Source organism: Larkinella sp. (assembly GCF_965227735.1).
Lineage (GTDB): Bacteria > Bacteroidota > Bacteroidia > Cytophagales > Spirosomataceae > Larkinella.
This window is the reverse complement of the sequence record NZ_OZ245776.1, coordinates 5857356-5874464: the sequence shown is the minus strand read 5'-3', so window position 1 is coordinate 5874464 and position 17109 is coordinate 5857356. Positions and strand designations below refer to the sequence as shown.

General features: G+C 51.8%; 11 protein-coding genes, 1 pseudogene and 1 riboswitch. Of the genes and pseudogenes, 5 read left to right on the top strand and 7 right to left on the bottom strand.

Annotated elements, in window-relative coordinates:
- Window positions 1-21: 21 nt before the first annotated feature.
- Window positions 22-1170, top strand: coding sequence for a PDDEXK nuclease domain-containing protein (locus tag ACO064_RS22980; RefSeq protein ID WP_421829551.1), 1149 nt, complete (start codon window positions 22-24; stop codon window positions 1168-1170).
- A gap of 359 nt (window positions 1171-1529) precedes the next feature.
- Here ACO064_RS22980 and ACO064_RS22975 read toward each other — a convergent pair whose 3' ends face one another.
- Window positions 1530-1766 (bottom strand): cysteine-rich CWC family protein, encoded by a 237-nt coding sequence (locus tag ACO064_RS22975; protein WP_421829550.1) that lies wholly within the window; start codon window positions 1764-1766, stop codon window positions 1530-1532.
- A gap of 116 nt (window positions 1767-1882) precedes the next feature.
- On the bottom strand, window positions 1883-4210 hold the full coding sequence (metE, locus tag ACO064_RS22970) for a 5-methyltetrahydropteroyltriglutamate--homocysteine S-methyltransferase (protein ID WP_421829549.1): 2328 nt from the start codon (window positions 4208-4210) through the stop codon (window positions 1883-1885).
- A gap of 158 nt (window positions 4211-4368) precedes the next feature.
- A riboswitch (cobalamin riboswitch) is annotated at window positions 4369-4570 on the bottom strand.
- 236 nt (window positions 4571-4806) lie between these two features.
- Between metE and ACO064_RS22965 the strand changes: the two genes are divergently transcribed.
- Complete coding sequence (locus tag ACO064_RS22965; protein ID WP_421829548.1) at window positions 4807-5256, top strand: hypothetical protein; 450 nt, start codon at window positions 4807-4809, stop codon at window positions 5254-5256.
- A gap of 1 nt (window position 5257) precedes the next feature.
- On the opposite strand, the gene ACO064_RS22960 is transcribed toward ACO064_RS22965, so the two are convergent.
- A complete protein-coding gene (locus ACO064_RS22960) occupies window positions 5258-5893 on the bottom strand; it encodes a hypothetical protein (protein WP_421829547.1) in 636 nt (211 codons plus the stop codon).
- Window positions 5894-6348: 455 nt separating this feature from the next.
- Here ACO064_RS22960 and ACO064_RS22955 point away from each other — a divergent pair, with 455 nt between their 5' ends.
- The 3 genes from ACO064_RS22955 to bioB all read left to right on the top strand — a co-directional run bounded on the left by ACO064_RS22955 (window position 6349) and on the right by bioB (window position 10099).
- Complete coding sequence (locus ACO064_RS22955; RefSeq protein WP_421829546.1) at window positions 6349-7665, top strand: hypothetical protein; 1317 nt, start codon at window positions 6349-6351, stop codon at window positions 7663-7665.
- Between the two features lie 30 nt (window positions 7666-7695).
- Window positions 7696-8988 (top strand): hypothetical protein, encoded by a 1293-nt coding sequence (locus ACO064_RS22950; RefSeq protein ID WP_421829545.1) that lies wholly within the window; start codon window positions 7696-7698, stop codon window positions 8986-8988.
- A 109-nt stretch (window positions 8989-9097) separates the two neighbouring features.
- Window positions 9098-10099 carry a biotin synthase BioB gene (gene bioB / locus ACO064_RS22945; protein WP_114409402.1) on the top strand — a complete coding sequence of 334 codons (1002 nt, stop codon included), beginning with the start codon at window positions 9098-9100 and terminating at the stop codon, window positions 10097-10099.
- Between the two features lie 343 nt (window positions 10100-10442).
- On the opposite strand, the gene ACO064_RS22940 is transcribed toward bioB, so the two are convergent.
- The 4 genes and pseudogenes from ACO064_RS22940 to ACO064_RS22925 all read right to left on the bottom strand — a co-directional run bounded on the left by ACO064_RS22940 (window position 10443) and on the right by ACO064_RS22925 (window position 17084).
- Window positions 10443-11699, bottom strand: coding sequence for a glycosyltransferase family 4 protein (locus ACO064_RS22940; protein ID WP_421829544.1), 1257 nt, complete (start codon window positions 11697-11699; stop codon window positions 10443-10445).
- Window positions 11700-11759: 60 nt separating this feature from the next.
- A complete protein-coding gene (locus ACO064_RS22935; RefSeq protein WP_421829543.1) occupies window positions 11760-12257 on the bottom strand; it encodes a metallophosphoesterase family protein in 498 nt (165 codons plus the stop codon).
- A 99-nt stretch (window positions 12258-12356) separates the two neighbouring features.
- Window positions 12357-13799, bottom strand: a complete 1443-nt coding sequence (locus ACO064_RS22930) for a TolC family protein (RefSeq protein WP_421831055.1) — start codon at window positions 13797-13799, stop codon at window positions 12357-12359.
- 94 nt (window positions 13800-13893) lie between these two features.
- Window positions 13894-17084 (bottom strand): annotated as a pseudogene (locus ACO064_RS22925) (efflux RND transporter permease subunit).
- Between the last annotated feature and the right edge of the window lie 25 nt (window positions 17085-17109).

Below are 17109 nucleotides of genomic sequence, written 5' to 3'. Positions count from 1 at the left end.
ATTTTTTGATAGTTTCATCGTATGAGCAATAAGAAAGAACTGAAAACCATTGACGAATTAATTTTGGCCATTACCGACACCCATCATTTTTTTCAGAATCAGGCACAGAAACAGGTTAATGTTGCACTTTCCATTCGAAACTGGCTTTTTGGCTATTATATCTCTGAGTATGAACTACAAGGGTCGGATAGGGCTCGATATGGCAAGCAGATAATGAAAGAGATTGCCCGAAGAGGCAAAACCATCAAAGGGTTTTCCGAAAGCAATTTATACTTGTTCAAACAGTTTTACCTCGAATATCCACAGATTTTCCAGTCACTGACTGGAAAATTATACGGTTTCGATTTAGAAGAGATTGTCCGCCCTGAGTGGTTATCTAAACAGATAAAATCGGAGGAATTTACGTTAGGAACCTCATTAATTCAGCCTCCCAATCTGTTGAGTACAGATGCCAATGTACTCATCAACCGGTTAAGTTTTACCCATATAATTGAGCTGCTAAAGGCCGAAACGGCTTTGAAACGCGCATTCTACGAAACAGAAGCCATCAAAAACAACTGGTCGGTTCGGCAATTGCAACGCGCCATGAACAGTATGCTTTTTGAGCGCACGGGTTTAAGCACTGACAAACAAACGGTTTTGACTCAACATGCGCAGGGTGAAGGGCCAAAAGCAGAAGATATGTTTCAAAACCCGTATGTATTGGAATTTCTGGGGCTGGAAGAAAAAGCGGACTACAGCGAAACCGATCTTGAAGTGGCAATTATAAACCATCTTCAGACTTTTTTGCTGGAAATGGGCCGTGGATTCTGTTTCGAAGCAAGACAAAAACGGATTACATTCGATAACACACACTATCGAATTGACTTGGTCTTCTATCACCGCATGCTGAAATGCCACATTCTGATCGACCTGAAATTGGGCGAATTCACGCATGCCGATGCCGGGCAGATGAACGTCTATCTCAATTACTACCGCGAAAACGAGGTTTCTGACGGAGACAACCCGCCCATCGGCATTATCCTGTGCGCAGGCAAAAACGATAATCTGGTCAGATATGCTACGGCAGGTTTGTCTCAGCAGGTCTTTGTTAGCAAATACCTTATCAATTTGCCGACCGAGGATGAATTGTCCAAAATTATTGAAGAAGAACGACAGAAGATAGCCTGATTATTCAGCCCCAAACTTTTTTTCACTTCAACGCAACCATTTTCGACCCTGACTCGTATATCCGGCACAGAAGCCTTTGGCTCGACCTACCTATGATAACGAAGCGCCAGGGGAACCGCTGATGTTACCGGCTCGCGTCATGAGGTTCTGACTGAACACGCCCGGTCCTTCCGAATCGCTCGGAATGGCCGGGTGTTCTGTTTTTTTGTGCTTTCGTGGAAATTCCCGACGACAACGCGGACCCCACTTCGACCTTTTATCGCAGAGCTAAGCGGAGTAAAAAAAGAGTTTATCAGAGTTTTCTCCGCGTAACTCCTTTTTACTCCGCTTAGCTCTGCGATAAAACGCTTCGGCTCATTTTATTTCTCCCTGATCAGTCCTTCCTGGTGCTTTTGTTGGTTGTATTCCGTTCGAACTTCCTGCAAACACCTGGCACACAAACACGTAGAAAACTGGGAACGAACGTGATCCCGCTGGTCTTCGCTTAACTGAACCGCCATGCACTGGCAGAGGGTAATGCTCCCCACCTTGCATTCAAAAGCCGCTCCGCAACGCGGACAACCGACGGTTTCGTGCTTTTTCGTTTGTGTTTCCATGCGTTGTTTTCAATGATAAATGTAGAATGATGAACGCTAAATGTAGAAGTTAGCACTCCCGAATTTCAGAATACTTTTACATTCGATATTCATCATTTTACATTTACCATTTCTTTTCACCCCTTCTCAATCACCAGATTCCGCGCCGTTTGGGCAGCTTGCACCATGTTTTTGAGTGCCTGTTCCGTTTCTGGCCAGCGACGGGTTTTCAGTCCACAATCCGGATTGACCCACAGGTTCCGAACCGGCAACACGCCGGCGGCTTTCTGAAGCAAGGCGGTGATTTCTTCCGTGGTTGGCACGCGCGGGCTATGAATGTCGTAGACACCGGGGCCAATTTCGTTCGGATAATTGAATTGAACAAAAGCATCCAGCAATTCCATCTGCGACCGCGAGGTTTCGATCGTAATCACGTCGGCATCCAGATCGGCAATGGGCTGAATGATGTCATTGAATTCCGAATAACACATGTGCGTGTGAATCTGGGTTTCGTTGCGCACACCCGATGCCGACACCCGGAACGCCTTCACGGCCCAGTCCAGGTAGGTTTCCCAGTTTTCGCGACGCAGCGGCAAGCCTTCCCGAATGGCCGGCTCGTCAATCTGAATAATCTGAATACCAGCCCGTTCCAGATCGACCACTTCATCCCGGATGGCGAAAGCGATCTGCATACACGTATCCCGGCGCGGCTGGTCATCCCGAACAAACGACCATTGCAGAATCGTCACCGGGCCGGTCAGCATCCCTTTGACCGGTTTTTTGGTCAGCGATTGCGCGTATTCGGCCCAGCGAACGGTCATGGCTTGGGGGCGGTAAACGTCGCCGTAAATGATCGGCGGTTTGACGCAGCGCGAGCCGTAACTCTGCACCCAGCCGTTCTGACTAAAGGCAAACCCATCGAGCAACTCGCCGAAGTATTCGACCATGTCGTTGCGCTCAAATTCGCCGTGAACCAGCACATCCAGACCGATTTCTTCCTGCCAGCGGATGGCTTTTTCGGTTTCGATCCGAATAAAGTCTTCATACTGTTCCCCTGTCTTCTCCCCTTTTTTGAACTTCGAACGGTTGATGCGTACGTCGTCGGTTTGCGGGAAAGAGCCAATGGTGGTGGTTGGGAAAAGTGGCAGGTTTAATCGCTGATGTTGCAGGAACTGACGCTGGCAGAACGGCGACTGCCGGTGCGTATCGTTGTCGGTCAATTGACTCACCCGTTGCTGAACGTCCGGTCGGTTGATCAGCGTGGATTGGTGGCGCGCGACCAGAACCGTCTCATTTTCAACCAGCCAGCTCCTCGCCTGTTCGCGGTCGGGTTGAGCCGCAATCGTTGCCAGTTTAACCACTTCGCCCAGTTTCTGTTTGGCAAAAGCCAGCCATTGTTTGATTTCGGGCGTTAAACCGCTGGTTTCCGTTTCCGCATCCAGATCGCAGGGTGTGTGCAGTAGAGAACACGAAGGTGCTATCCACACACGGTTTTGGCCCAGGGCGTCAGTGGCTTTCCGAATCAGGCTGAGTGAACGGGTCAGGTCATTGATCCAGATGTTCCGGCCATCCACCACGCCCAGCGATAGGATGGTTTTCCGATCGACAAAATCCGTGTTTAACAGATCATCCAGTTGATTGGGGCAGCGAACCAGATCGATGTGCAGCGCATCGACGGGCAATTGCGTCGCCAGCGTCAGATTTTCGCCGAAACATTCAAAATAGGAAGCGACCAGAAATTTCAGGTTTGGAAACCGTTCGCGCAAAAACCGGTAGGCCGTAGCGTAAGCTATCTGTTGTTGCTCGTCCGCATCCAGCACCAGACCCGGTTCGTCAAACTGAATCCATTCGGCACCCTGTGCTTCCAAACGGCTCAGAATCTGTTCATACACCGGCAGCAGTCGTTCGAGCAAATCCAGCCGGTGAAAACCGTCCTCTTTTTCTTTTCCCAGCAACAGATACGTTACCGGCCCCGGCAAAACCGGTTTTGGAATACGGCCCAATACGGTTTTGGCTTCCTCAAAATCCGTGAAAACTTTCCCGGAACGCAGCGAAAACGACTGCGCTTTGCTGAATTCGGGAACCAGATAATGGTAATTGGTGTCGAACCACTTTGTCATTTCCAGAGCAATGAGATCCAGACCATCCTGCTGATAGCCGCGGGCCATCGCAAAATACAGATCCAGTTCGCGCCCCCCCGGTTTTTCGGCGAGCGGCCGAAACCGTTCCGGAATGGCGTCGATGGTCAGCGACCAATCCAGGATCTGATCGTAAAACGAGAAATCGTTGCACGGAATGAGCGAGATGCCGGCCTGTTGCTGGGTGAGCCAGTTGTCGCGCCGGATGTGTTGCCCGGCTTCGACCAGTTGGTCATGCGTAATTTTTCCGGCCCAGTACTGTTCACTGGCCTTTTTGAGTTCGCGGTGGCTACCGATTCGTGGATAGCCGAGGTTGTGTGCGACCATTTTGTGGGTTGTTTAATAATGGTACAGAATTCTTTGCCGAACTCCCTACACCCGCACGCTGCGGAACACCCAACACAATGACACACCCCACCCAGCCCTTGAAAGACAGGAAGATAAGAGAAAGTCAAGATTTGATGGAAGCCCAGAAGCGTGTAGGCTGAATCAATATGGCTAAGGCAAGTCTCCTGGCTTGTGACGGTATTTGCCGTCCTTCTCATCCCGCCCTGGGCAGAACAATGGACATCGAGGGCAAACCCTTTTCTATGGTCACTGACAGTAGCAACGTCTGCTCGTGATTTTCACACGATTCCTTTTTCATTCCCCGAATCTCCCGGGGAAACCATTAGCGTATTTGACGGAAAACAAAGAACAACGGCACAAACTAACGCCAATCCGGCGGAAAAAACAAACCGGCTTCCTGAACCACCCATCAGAAAAACCGGGTACAGCCAACCATTGTTGGGTTTTGGAGGTTGTACAAAAAGGAACGAAAAATGTAAAATGTCGAACGCCAAATGGAAAAGAGAGAGCCAGCCGACTACTTTTACATTTAGCATTCGTCATTTTACATTTTTCATTCTCTTCATTTAAATTCAATGCAATATCTCCTGCCTTCAGGACTCCTGATTTTGATTCTCAGTAGCTGCGGTGACCGTTCCCGCCGGTCGGAAACGACGGAAAACCGGGCTGATTCGACGGTTACGTCTATCGATACCGTTTGCTACCGGCAGGTGGTGGGGCGCGATACCACGCTGCTCCGGCTGGTCATTCAGGGCGCCGACGTAACGGGCGAGCTGGCCATTTTGCCGGATGAGAAAGACCGGGCGCGGGGCCCGTTGCAGGGAACGTTAACGAAGAATCAGATCCGGGCCGACTGGCAGCGCTCGGGTGAAGGCGTTACGCAACCGCACGAAATCACCTTCACGCTCACCGGCGATGCCATTACGTGGCACGAAGGCGAGCGTGTGGAAACAGAAGGAAGGTGGGTGTTGAAAAAACCGGAAGGCGGTTTTAGGTATACGTTACTGAAGACAGAATGCCGGTAGATTATTCCAGCCCCAAATCGGTCAGGATTTTCTGCGTTTTGGCGTCATAACTCTCCACGGTTTTCAATTCGATGGCAAAGGAGTTGTTTTTGCCAAACGAACTCGCATCAATGATTTTGGAAACCCGGTAATCCAGTTGTTCGGGCTTGAACCGGACGTTAAACAACGGTTTTGGTTTGTTGGGATACTGGCTGTGGTAGAGCAGTTGCTTCATCGCGAGCGGGCGTTTGTCGGGTGCTACCGACTCCAGCAAATCACCGAGTTCGCTCTTCATTTGCTCATACCATTCGGCCACCACTTCGGCCGGCAATTCAGCTTCCCACTGCGAAATGTGCTGCCATTCTCTTAGCACACCCACCACTAATTTTTTGGCCGACCCTTTTCCATTTTCGGCAAAACGGAGGGTATACAACAGAATGGGAATTTCCAGATTCTGCTCCGGCCCCAACCCTTCAATGTAGGCATATTGATACCCTTCGTACGAATGCCGTTCGTTGCGGAACCATTCTTCAATGCCAAAGCCGTAGGTCGCTTCAAAAGCCGTCCGGCTTGAGGTGGCATTATCAGACTTATAATTAGGGCCGGATGGTTCTTTATAGCCCCTATTATTATTCGTTAAACGAGCAAGATAAAACATACTATTAGGTTTTGATACTATGTAAATTTGTATTTTCGTTTAAATCAAAAAACGATTGCACTTTCCTTTCAATCCATATGAAGCACCTCAACCTCTCTCAAAAAACCGAAAATCTGAATCGCAAAAAGCCTGTAGTGAACAAAAAGATCACTTAGGCAGACTCCATCACGCTGCGGTTCAAAAGAAAAGATCAGCTAGTAATCAGTAGATTAGTGAACGAAACATTCGCCAAAAAACCGGTAACCGCCTTGACGCTGGTTTTGGTTTTATCGTATCGGTTGGATAGCCTGTTGGGCGGTGTTCACAAGTCAAGATCGTAGTTCTACTGCAAAGGTCGCCAAATCTGACAATTTAGCCAACAATTTTTATGACTGGCCGAGTATGATTTTTTTTATTTGGCAGCCACAGCGACAATACCGAACTTTACCCCCAAATTAAAACCACCCATTCGTTACATGCTATTTTTTGAGGATACGGTTTCAGTCGTAAAAGTCGTCGTTTCATTACTTCTCGCCCTGGCCAGTTGGCTGCTGATTCGATTTCCCGCCCCTTTCCGCCACCACCTGAACCCACGGCCCGCTTTAACGCTCTGGGTTTCTTTCATCGTTTTCCGGGTTGTTCCGTTCATTATTGTGTATCTGATTCTGGACTTTGCCCCCCGCAGCGACACGGAATTCTTCTACAAGAAAGCCATTGCGGCTTTTGCGGGCAAAATGGTATACCGGGATTTTCTCTCCTACCACGGTCCGCTGTTTGGCTACCTCATCAGTCTGCCGCTCTACCTCTGGTACAATGCCAAAATTCTGATTCCTTTCATGGCCCTCATCGAGTTTGCCATTGTTTGGGCTACCTGGCGCTATTACCAGGCCAGTCGACCGGATTCCCTCCTGATGGCGGTTTTGTATTTTTTGTTGCCCATGCCCTTTGTGGCCATGATCCTGAGCAGCGAAGAAGACGTCTGGTTCTGGGGCGTCGGGCTGCTCACCCTGCTCTACACCCATCGCAGGCAGAGCAGCCTGTGGATTGGCATCATCTGGGGGCTGTCGATGATTGTCATTAAAAGCATGATCATCGTGCTGCTGGTGCCGGTGTTCTTTCTGGTCGACAACAAATTCAAATACGTGCTGGGGCTGGCGCTCGTCGGTGTTCCGTCCATCGTTATTCTGTACCTCCTGATGGGCGACGCCTTCCTGATGCCGTTGCAACATTCCGGCTACCACATGACGCCCAACATCGTCAGCATCACCCGCCCGTTTCTGAGCGGCCTCTATAACCAGATGAGCCTGACGCGGCTCAATACGATCAGCCTTTTCATCACCATGGGATTGTCGTCGTGGGTGGCCATCCGGTACCGGCATTTGGGTTATCAGCAGATTTTCCCTTCGCTCTACATTCTGACATTCGGCATCTTCATGCTGGCCCAACCCAGTGCCCCCGGTTTTTACCTGTTCATGTACATGATCGTGGTGCTGTTTGAATTTGTCAGAATCGAAGACAGATCGTTCAATTTTCAGCTCATCCTGCTCAACTTCCTGATTGTCATTCAACCCATTATCTGGGTCATCTATGTCGGGATGCTGAATTATGACGACTGGCAAACCGTTTTTGCCTCCCCGGTGAATACCGTCGATTACCTGATTCAGATCATCGAGGTGGGACTCTTGATTTCTCTGGTCTGGCGCACGTTTAACCACCTTCAATCACTGGACCGGGCCACAAGTCCCTCCTTTCCGTCTCAATCCTGGCCGACGGGTCGTTCGTCGGGTTCGTAAAGCGGGTTTTCTTTTCATTGAGCTGCAACTATGTTTATTGTTTACGCGAAGGCCGTAACCGCCTTCCTCCTGAGTGCCATCCTGCTGGTTGCGTGGTTCAAACGCCCGGTTCTTGAATCGTTTCTGGATGAAAAGAAGGTGCCCTGGCTGTTGATTTTCTGGGTGCTGTTGCGGCTGCTCCCGTTTGTGGTCATTTATGTTTTCCTCGATTTTTCACCCCAGTCGGATGTTGCCAATTACTATTATCCCATTGGCATCTCCGCCAAACTGCGGGAAATACCGTACCGGGATGTGCTGAACCCGTATTCGCCTTTTTACGGTTTCTGGATGGAAATTCCGCTGATTTTCTGGGACAATACCCGCTCGCTGGTGCTGTTCCTAACCCTGATCGAACTGGTGGCAGTGTGGCTGACGTACCGGACCTATGAAGACGTAATGCCCCGCGCGGAACGGCTTTTTCGGGTATTGTTTTACCTGATGCTTCCCGTTCCTTTCGTGATGTCCATTCTGAGCGGGCAGGAAGACGTGGCACTCTGGATTTTTGCGCTGCTGGCCATTGTCGCCCTCAAGCGCGACGGAAACGACTACCTCTGCGGTTTGCTGCTGGCTCTGGGCATTCTGTCGACCAAAGCGGTTTTCATCCTCATCATCCTGCCCTTTTTTCTCCTCAGCCGCCGACTGATTGCGTTGATGGCGGGCCTGGCCACGCTGGGCCTGCCGGTTCTGATTTTCCTGTACATTAAAACCGGTTCACTGTTCATCGAACAACCGCTGGAAGAAGGGAAATACCTGAAAGCACCCAACTGGGCTTCCCTGCTGCATCCTTTTACCTCCGGTTTCATCAATGCCGAACTGTCGGTCTGGAACTACGCCGGGCTGGTCATTTGCCTGTTGGTAGGGATTCAGGTGCTTCGGTTACGAGGAAATCACGACTACCGAACGTATTTTCCGCTGTTCTACATCGCCATCTTCAGCCTGATGACGGTGGTTCAGAAAAATGCTGTCGCCAACTATACCTACCTGTTTATGTTGCCCCTGGTGTTTCAGATGGTCGACTTCCGCAACCGTACTTCGGTGATTTTTCTGCTGGTATTCAACATCGCAGCCGCCGTCCACCCTTCGCTGTGGTGGCGAATCGGGCAGCCTTATTACCAAACGGTGAGCGAAATTTTCAGCAAACCGGTGTATATCCTGGAATACAGCATCGAGTTGTTCATCGTCGGTTACCTGCTTTATCTGGTGGTTAACGCGCAAAAACTACTCAAAATGACCCCGCAACTGGCTCCCAATCCGCCCCTAAACCCCGAACCAGGCCGGATTTAAGTTTCAGAAACCCGCCGACATCTTCGGATTGAAGTGGCTTTGCGTTTGCGCCAAACTCCTCCGCTTCCTATATTTGACATTATTACCTGACACGCTCTAGATTGTTGTTATGACTGACGTTCGTACTGACTGGACCCGCGACGAAATCGCCGATATTTATAACTCCCCTGTTCTTGATCTGATCTACCGGGCCGCCACGGTTCACCGCCAGCACCACGACCCGCAGGAAGTGCAGGTCTGTACACTCCTGTCGGTCAAAACCGGGGGTTGCCCGGAAGACTGTGCCTACTGCCCCCAGGCCGCGCGCTATCACACCAGCGTGAAGGTTCACAAACTCATGGAAGTGGACGAAGTGCTGACAGCCGCACACCGGGCGAAGGAATCAGGCAGCACGCGCTTCTGCATGGGAGCCGCCTGGCGCGAAGTCCGCGACAACCGGGATTTTGACAAGGTGCTGGAAATGGTGCAGGGCGTCAACCGGATGGGCATGGAAGTGTGCTGTACGCTCGGGATGCTGACGGAAACGCAGGCGGAAAAACTGAAAACCGCCGGTTTATATGCTTACAACCACAACCTCGACACCAGCGAAGAATACTACGGCGACATCATTTCGACCCGCACCTACGACGACCGGCTGGATACGCTCGGCAATGTTCGGCAGGCTGGTATTTCGGTTTGTTCCGGCGGTATCATCGGCATGGGCGAAAGCCACCAGGACCGCATCGGCATGCTGCTCACCCTGGCTAATTTGCCCGAACACCCCGAATCCGTACCGGTCAATGCGCTGGTTCCCGTCGAAGGAACTCCCCTGGAAGACCAGCCCCGCGTGTCGGTTTGGGAAATGCTTCGGATGATTGCCACCGCCCGGATCATTATGCCCAGGGCGATGGTACGGCTATCGGCGGGCCGGGTTCGAATGAACACCGAAGAGCAGGCCCTGTGTTTTCTGGCCGGTGCCAACTCCATTTTTGCCGGCGACAAACTGCTGACCACGCCGAATCCGGAAGAAGATCAGGATCGGCAATTGTTCCAGACGCTCAACATCCGCCCGCGCAAGGCGTTTAAGGATGCGGAAAAACCAGCGGTCGTTTTTGAGCAGATTCCGTTGTAAGCAAGTTTCTATAAACGTTCTCTCTGCGGCAAGTCGATTAATCGACTTGCCGTATTTTTTCGAATTGTGAATCAAGCAGCTACATAGCCCACAGTTTCAACTGTGGGTTCGGAGGAGAAATAAATTGAATGATTGAAACCGTTTTAACGGTTTGAGACTCTTAAACCGTTAAAACGGTTCTCCACATTGGATCTATTTTGGTAATTCCCCCCCCGGTTTCAACCGGGGGCTACAACATACATCATCCCTACGGGACTGACAAAACCACAAATCCCGTAGAGATGATGTACGTTGTTATGGTGAGTTTCAACCCGCCGAAAAGAAGTTAGCAAATTCAATATAACTACTTTACAATCACATCCTTTTCTTTCCCGATCGTGTTGAACAGCGCATCTTCGATCCGGTCGATGGCTTTTTCAAACGTCCACTGCTCCTGAACAATCCGCCGGGCATTGCGTGAAAGTCGATCCGCCAGGCCGCTATCCGTCAGCACCCGCTCCACCGCCCGCGCCATCTCTTCCGGTTTCCGGTTGACCAACAAGCCGTTGTAATTCCCAATGACGGTTTCCCGAACCCCTCCTTCGGCGACGGCTACCACCGGCAAACCGCAGGCATTGGCCTCCAGCGGAGCCAGGCCAAAGGGTTCCAGGGTCGACGTATACAGCAGACAGGAGGCCGTGTTGAGCAACTGCACCAGTTCCTGATGCGGTATTTTCTCCCGCGGTTCAAAATTCACCTGCAACGACTGGCTCAGTTCTTTCAGCTTGTCGACATACGCCGTGTCGCCCATGTCTCCCACCCAGATCAGTTTCGGGCGGATGGCTTCGGGAATCAGGGCCAGCGACTCGATGGCCATATCGGGACGTTTGTGCTGAAAAAACGCCCCTAATCCCATAACAAACGGCTCGCGGGGTAAATTTTGATAGGGAAACAGGCTGGAGTCGATGCCCAGATAACAGACTTCCCCCGCGCCACCATAGGCCCGAAGCACGTTTTCGTTGCTGAAATAGGAGTTGACCAATACCTTGTTGTAACTGCGGTAATTCTGAATTTCTTCCCGCACCCGCACGCGTGCCTGACGAATCTTGAACATATCCTCCCAGTACTGGCTGCGGTAGTCAGAATTTCTCCAGTTACCGTTGGCCGGTGGAAGCCCTTCCCAGATCAGTTCCGGAGACGATTCAAAAAGCGTGCGGTTGGGTTCGCCCAAATACAGGGCTTTCGGAATATTGACGAACCGGCCGATGTAGGGCATCGAAAAGTTGATGCAGGAGTTGGCAAAAAGTACGTCAAAACCGCCCGCGTTGATTTGATCGGCGCAGCGGCTGCAAAAGTCAAGCATCCGCCGGATGCGGGTTTCCGGCTCGAATTTCAACGCCCAGAGCTTATCCCGGTATTCGTCCCGGATGCGGATGTCCATCGACAACGGCAGGATGTGCGTCTTGTCCACATATTGATCCACATCCAGAAACTTCGTGTCGGCGACCGACGACGTCCACACTTCAATGGAATGACCACGCTGGGCAAGCCCTTTAATATGCTGGTGCAAAGCCCGGCTTCCGCCCCCGCTCCGCAGATTATGCCAAACTGCAATTTTCATCAACTACCACTCATTCAGGTAAATCAGTTGCCAATATAGTATATATTTTCGGCAACTTTTTTACCGCTTACCCAATTCTATCGCTTCCATATCCCGAACCCGACCCGCGTCAAGCGTAAACCGCAGCACCGTCCGAACCGGATGAAAACCGTGTTTCCCGGCAGCTCCGGGGTTGATAAACAGCAGGTTATTGATTTTAGAATCGCGGGTAACCTTCAAAATATGGGAATGACCACACACAAACAGATCCGGCGAATCTTGAATCAAACCGGGCCGGACAATAGGATTATACCGGGGCGGTGTGCCACCGATGTGCGTCATCCAGATGGAAAGCCCTTCCAGTTCGAACCGCTGGTGTTCGGGACATTCGTGGGTCACATCCCGGTCGTCGATGTTGCCGAAAACGCCCCGGAACGGTTTGAAAGCCCGCAAATCGTCAATGATTTTCACCGAACCGATGTCACCGGCATGCCAGATTTCATCGCATTCCGCGAAATGGGTGAAGATCTGCGGATCTAAAAAACCGTGGGTGTCGGAAAGCAGGCCAATGCGAGTCAAGGTTGTTACACAGAATTTATCAGAGAAAATCAAAGTTAATCAGAGACGCCCTGATAACCTCTGATTCCCTCTGATAAACTCTGCGTAACTACTTTGACGCTACTGCCAGCCGCCCCCCAGCGCCCGATACAGGTCGATGAGGGATAAGAACTGCGCCCGTTTGGTGTTAATCAGTGAGAGTTCAGCCGCCAGCACACTGCGTTGCGCCGTAATTACTTCCAGGTACGAAGCATAGCCCGTTGCAAATAGTTCGTCGGAAATCGTAGCTGCCTGGCCCAATACCGCCACTTCCTGCGATTGTAATTCGGCCACTTTGCGATAATTTTCAATGCCCCGCAAACTGGTAGTCACTTCGCTGAAACCGGTCAGTATGGTTTTCTGGTATCCGTAAAACGCTTCCCGGCTTTGGGCAACCGACAACGAATAGTTCGATTTCAGGTATCGACGATTGAATACCGGAGCCGCCAACCCGCCCAGCACGCCGATGGCCAGCGAAGCCGGGTCGAGCAAAACCGACGCCCGGAACGCATTCAGTCCTACGTAGGGCGTCAGCGTTAAGGACGGCAAGAATTCCGCCCGGGCCACCTCCACGTCAACGTTCGCAGCTTCCATAGCCAGTTCGGCCTGTTGGATATCCGGTCGGCGACGCAGCATCTGGCTCGGAATCCCCGCCGAAATCCGGGCTGGCAATTCCTGGTTGCTGATGGTTTTATTCCGGGCTATGGGTTGCGGAAACCGCCCCAGCAACTGATTCAACTGGTTTTCAGTCTCCACAATCTGCTGCTGCACCTGGGCTTCGAGACTCCGGGTGTTGAGTAGTTGTGCGTTGAATTGCTGAACGGCGAGTTCGGTGACGCGTCCGGCGGCTTTCTGAACCACCACCAGTTCAGACGCCCGTTGTTGCAACGCCTGGTTTTCGCGAAGAATCTCCAGTTCGCTGTCCAACGCCAGGAGCCCGTAATACAGGCGGGCAACCTCGGCAATGAGTGAAGTAACGATCAGATGACGCCCTTTTTCGGAGGCCAGAAAGCGCACGTAAGCCGCTCGTTTGCGGTTTCGCAGTTTCCCCCACAGGTCAATCTCCCAGTTGCTCCGAAAACCGAGAAAGTAATCCGGCGTTGCGTCAGGAATGCGCTGTTTCCCATCGATGTTGGGCGACAGATTGGTGTCAAAATTTCCCACACCGTTCAGGGTATAACGACCAAACCGATCGACTCCGGCGGCAGCCACGGCACTAACCGAGGGCACTAAAGCTCCCCGTGTATACTCGAAATTGGCGCGGGCGACTTCGATGCGCTGCGAAGCAATCTGCAAATCCGGGTTTCGGGCCAAAGCCGTATCGATCAGATTTTCCAGATCCGGATCCGAAAAGAATGCTTTCCAATTCAGGTTACCAACCGATGTCGAGTCCGTATTTCCCGTAAACGACGTGGGCAGTGTCCGGGCTTTCGGCAATTGCAGAGGTTCAGAAACCCGGCAGCTACTCAAAAGAAAAAGCGGAATACAATAGAAGAATAATTTATAAATAGTGGATCGGGAGATTTTTGCCCCTAAATCCCCTGAAGGGGACTTTAAGCATCCAGCTATTGCTACGTCCAAGTCCCCTTCAGGGGATTTAGGGGCAAAAATTGAAAATTTATGAATGAACGGTCGTTCCATTTTCGTGAGTTTGTGTTAATACCGGAATCTGATCCAACTCGTCGTCGTCTTTAGGCGGTTTGGCTTTTAGCAGTTGGGCGAGTTTGGCAAACGCGACGTACAGCCCCGGAATCAGAAAGAGTCCGAACAGCGTTCCGATGAGCATACCGCCCGCAGCCGCCGTCCCGATGGAACGGTTGCCCAGCGCACCGGCACCGGAAGCAATACAAAGCGGAATCAGTCCGGCAATAAACGCGAAGGAGGTCATCAGAATCGGTCGCAGACGCGACATGGCTCCTTCCATCGCGGCTTTCAGTATCGACATTCCCTCCTGCTGTTTCTGGTTGGCAAATTCTACGATCAGAATGGCGTTTTTACCCAGCAAACCGATGAGCATGACCAGCGAAACCTGCGCGTAGATGTTGTTTTGCAAACCAGCCAGTTGCAGACAGAGAAGCGACCCGAAAATACCGGCGGGCAGCGACAGCAAAACCGCCAGCGGCAGAAACAGACTTTCGTACTGCGCCACCAGCAACAGGTACACGAAGACCAGACAGATCACAAAAATCCAGATGGCCTGGTCGCCCGACAACACTTCTTCGCGCGTCATCCCCGACCAGTCGAACGTAAAGCCGCGCGGCAGTTTTTCTTTGGCCACTTCCTGAATCGCCTTGATGGCATCCCCGCTGCTGTAACCGGGTGCCGACTCGCCGTTGATCATGGCCGAGGTAAACATGTTGTAGCGGGTCAACTGCTCCGGCCCGTAGACGCGTTCCATCGTGATAAAATTGGAATACGGCACCATCTCGCCCTGCTTGTTCTTCACCCGCAGGTTCAGCACGTCCTCCGGCTTGGCCCGGTATTTGGGTGCGGCCTGAACCATCACCTTGTACATCTGATTGAAGCGGATGAAATTGGAAGCATAAAAACTCCCCATCAGCGTCTGGAGTGTACTCATCGCGTTGTCGATGGAAACGCCTTTCTGAGCAGCTTTGTCCTGATCGACGTGCAATACGTACTGCGGGAAACTGGGGTCGAAACTGGTGAACACCCGGCTGATTTCCGGTCGCTTTTCCAGCTCGGCGATAAACTCATCCGTTACTTTTTTGGTCTTTTGCAGATCGTCACTCCGGGTTCGGTCCTGCAAACGGATCTCAAAACCGCTCGAATTCCCGAAACCGGGTACCGTCGGTGGCGAAAAGAACTGGATGCTGGCATCGTTAATATTCCTGGTCTTCTCGGCCAGCAGGGCGATTACATCATCGACCGACTCCTTGCGTTGGTCCCAGCTTTTGAGGTTAATCATGCCCATCCCATACGACGCTCCGGCACCGTCGGTCATCAGACTCAAACCCGCCAGCGTCGATACGTTCTCGACCGATTCGAGTTTGGAAGCCGCCTGCTGCACCAGATCCATGACCTCCTCCGTCCGCTCCACGGTGGCCCCAACGGGCGTGGTCACGTTCACGTAAATCATGCCCTGATCCTCGGTCGGAATAAAACCGGCGGGCAAGATGGTGTTGATCCCCCAGGTTGCCGCCACAAAAAGCAGCAGAACGCCCCAGGTCACGACGCTCCGGTTCACGAACGGGCGCAACCCTTGCCGGTATTTTCCGGCAACGGCATCATATCCCCGGTTAAATTTAGCAAAAAACCGGCCCAGAAATCCCTTTTGCTCCCCGTGGACGGGTCGCAGCAAGAGGGCACACAAAGCCGGTGTCAGGGTCACGGCATTGATCCCCGAAATCACAATCGAAATCGCCAGCGTCAGCGAAAACTGCCGGTAGAAAATACCGACCGGCCCCGACAGGAAAGCGACCGGAATAAATACCGCCGACATCACCAGCGTGATGGCAACGATGGCCCCGCTGATTTCTTTCATGGCCGCAAAAGTAGCCGCCCGGGGAGACAGGTGCTCCTCGGTCATTTTGGCGTGAACGGCCTCCACCACCACAATGGCATTATCGACCACAATCCCAATCGCCAATACCAGTGCGAAGAGCGTAAGCAGGTTCACCGAAAAACCGATTACATCCATGAACGCAAACGTACCGACCAGTGCTACCGGAACCGCCAGGGCGCAGATCAGCGTCGAACGCCAGTCCTGGAGGAACAGGAAAACAACGATAAACACCAGAATAAAGGCTTCGAACAGGGTGCGAACGACCTCATGAATCGAGGCATCCAGGAAGCGCGACACGTCGTAGGCAAAGTTGTAGGTCATGCCTGGCGGGAAAGTCGTTTCTTTCAATTCGGCCAGGCGTTTTTTGACATTGGTAATCACTTCCTGCGCGTTGGACCCCGGCCGCTGTTTCAACATGATAGCCGCCGAGGGACGACCGTCGTTTTTGGACAAAATACCGTAGTCAGCGATCCGAATTCAACCTCGGCCACATCTTTCAACCGGAGAATCGAGCCATCTTCCAGGGTACGGATCGCGATGCTTTCGTACTGACCGGGTTCGATAAATTTCCCTGTATAGCGCAGCACGTACTGCAGAACCTGGGCATCGCGGTCGGCACTTTCACCGGCTTTTCCGGGAGCCGCTTCCACGTTTTGTTCCCGAATGGCCGCAATGACTTCATCGGCAGAAACGTTGTAAACTGTCATGCGGTCGGGCTTGAGCCAGACCCGCATGGAATACTCTCTGGCACCCAGAATATCGACAAAACCGACACCGTCAATGCGTTTGAGTTCCGCTAAAATATTGATGTCGGCAAAGTTATAGATGAATTTCTCATCCGCCGTCGAATCCGTACTGATGAGGTTCAAATACAACAACATACTATTGACCTCTTTCTCCGTCGTTACACCGGCCTTGATCACTTCCTCGGGAAGTTCATCCAGAACCGTCGTCACCCGGTTTTGAACGTTGACAGCCGCCAGATCCGGGTCCGTGCCGACCTTGAAGAAAACCTGAATCAAGGTTGAGCCGTCATTCCCCGAAATGGCGGTCATGTAGGTCATATTCGGTACGCCGTTGATGGCCCGTTCCAGCGGCATGGCCACGGCTTTGGTGCTCACTTCGGCATTGGCACCCGTATAACTGGCCGTTACGACAACCGACGGCGGAACAATGTCGGGGAACTGGGTAACCGGTAAATTCATCAGCGACAGTACGCCCAGCAACGTAATCAAAACCGAGATTACAGCGGAGAGCAAAGGCCGTTTTATGAAGGTATCAAACATGGTTTCGTGCTGATAAATCTAAGGT

Coding starts and splice junctions, on each gene's coding strand:
- bioB (WP_114409402.1), top strand. CDS start 9,098: ATGACTGACGTTCGTACTGACTGGACCCGCGACGAAATCGCCGATATT.
- metE (WP_421829549.1), bottom strand. CDS start 4,210: ATGGTCGCACACAACCTCGGCTATCCACGAATCGGTAGCCACCGCGAA.
- ACO064_RS22955 (WP_421829546.1), top strand. CDS start 6,349: ATGCTATTTTTTGAGGATACGGTTTCAGTCGTAAAAGTCGTCGTTTCA.
- ACO064_RS22960 (WP_421829547.1), bottom strand. CDS start 5,893: ATGTTTTATCTTGCTCGTTTAACGAATAATAATAGGGGCTATAAAGAA.
- ACO064_RS22980 (WP_421829551.1), top strand. CDS start 22: ATGAGCAATAAGAAAGAACTGAAAACCATTGACGAATTAATTTTGGCC.
- ACO064_RS22950 (WP_421829545.1), top strand. CDS start 7,696: ATGTTTATTGTTTACGCGAAGGCCGTAACCGCCTTCCTCCTGAGTGCC.
- ACO064_RS22940 (WP_421829544.1), bottom strand. CDS start 11,699: ATGAAAATTGCAGTTTGGCATAATCTGCGGAGCGGGGGCGGAAGCCGG.
- ACO064_RS22965 (WP_421829548.1), top strand. CDS start 4,807: ATGCAATATCTCCTGCCTTCAGGACTCCTGATTTTGATTCTCAGTAGC.
- ACO064_RS22975 (WP_421829550.1), bottom strand. CDS start 1,766: ATGGAAACACAAACGAAAAAGCACGAAACCGTCGGTTGTCCGCGTTGC.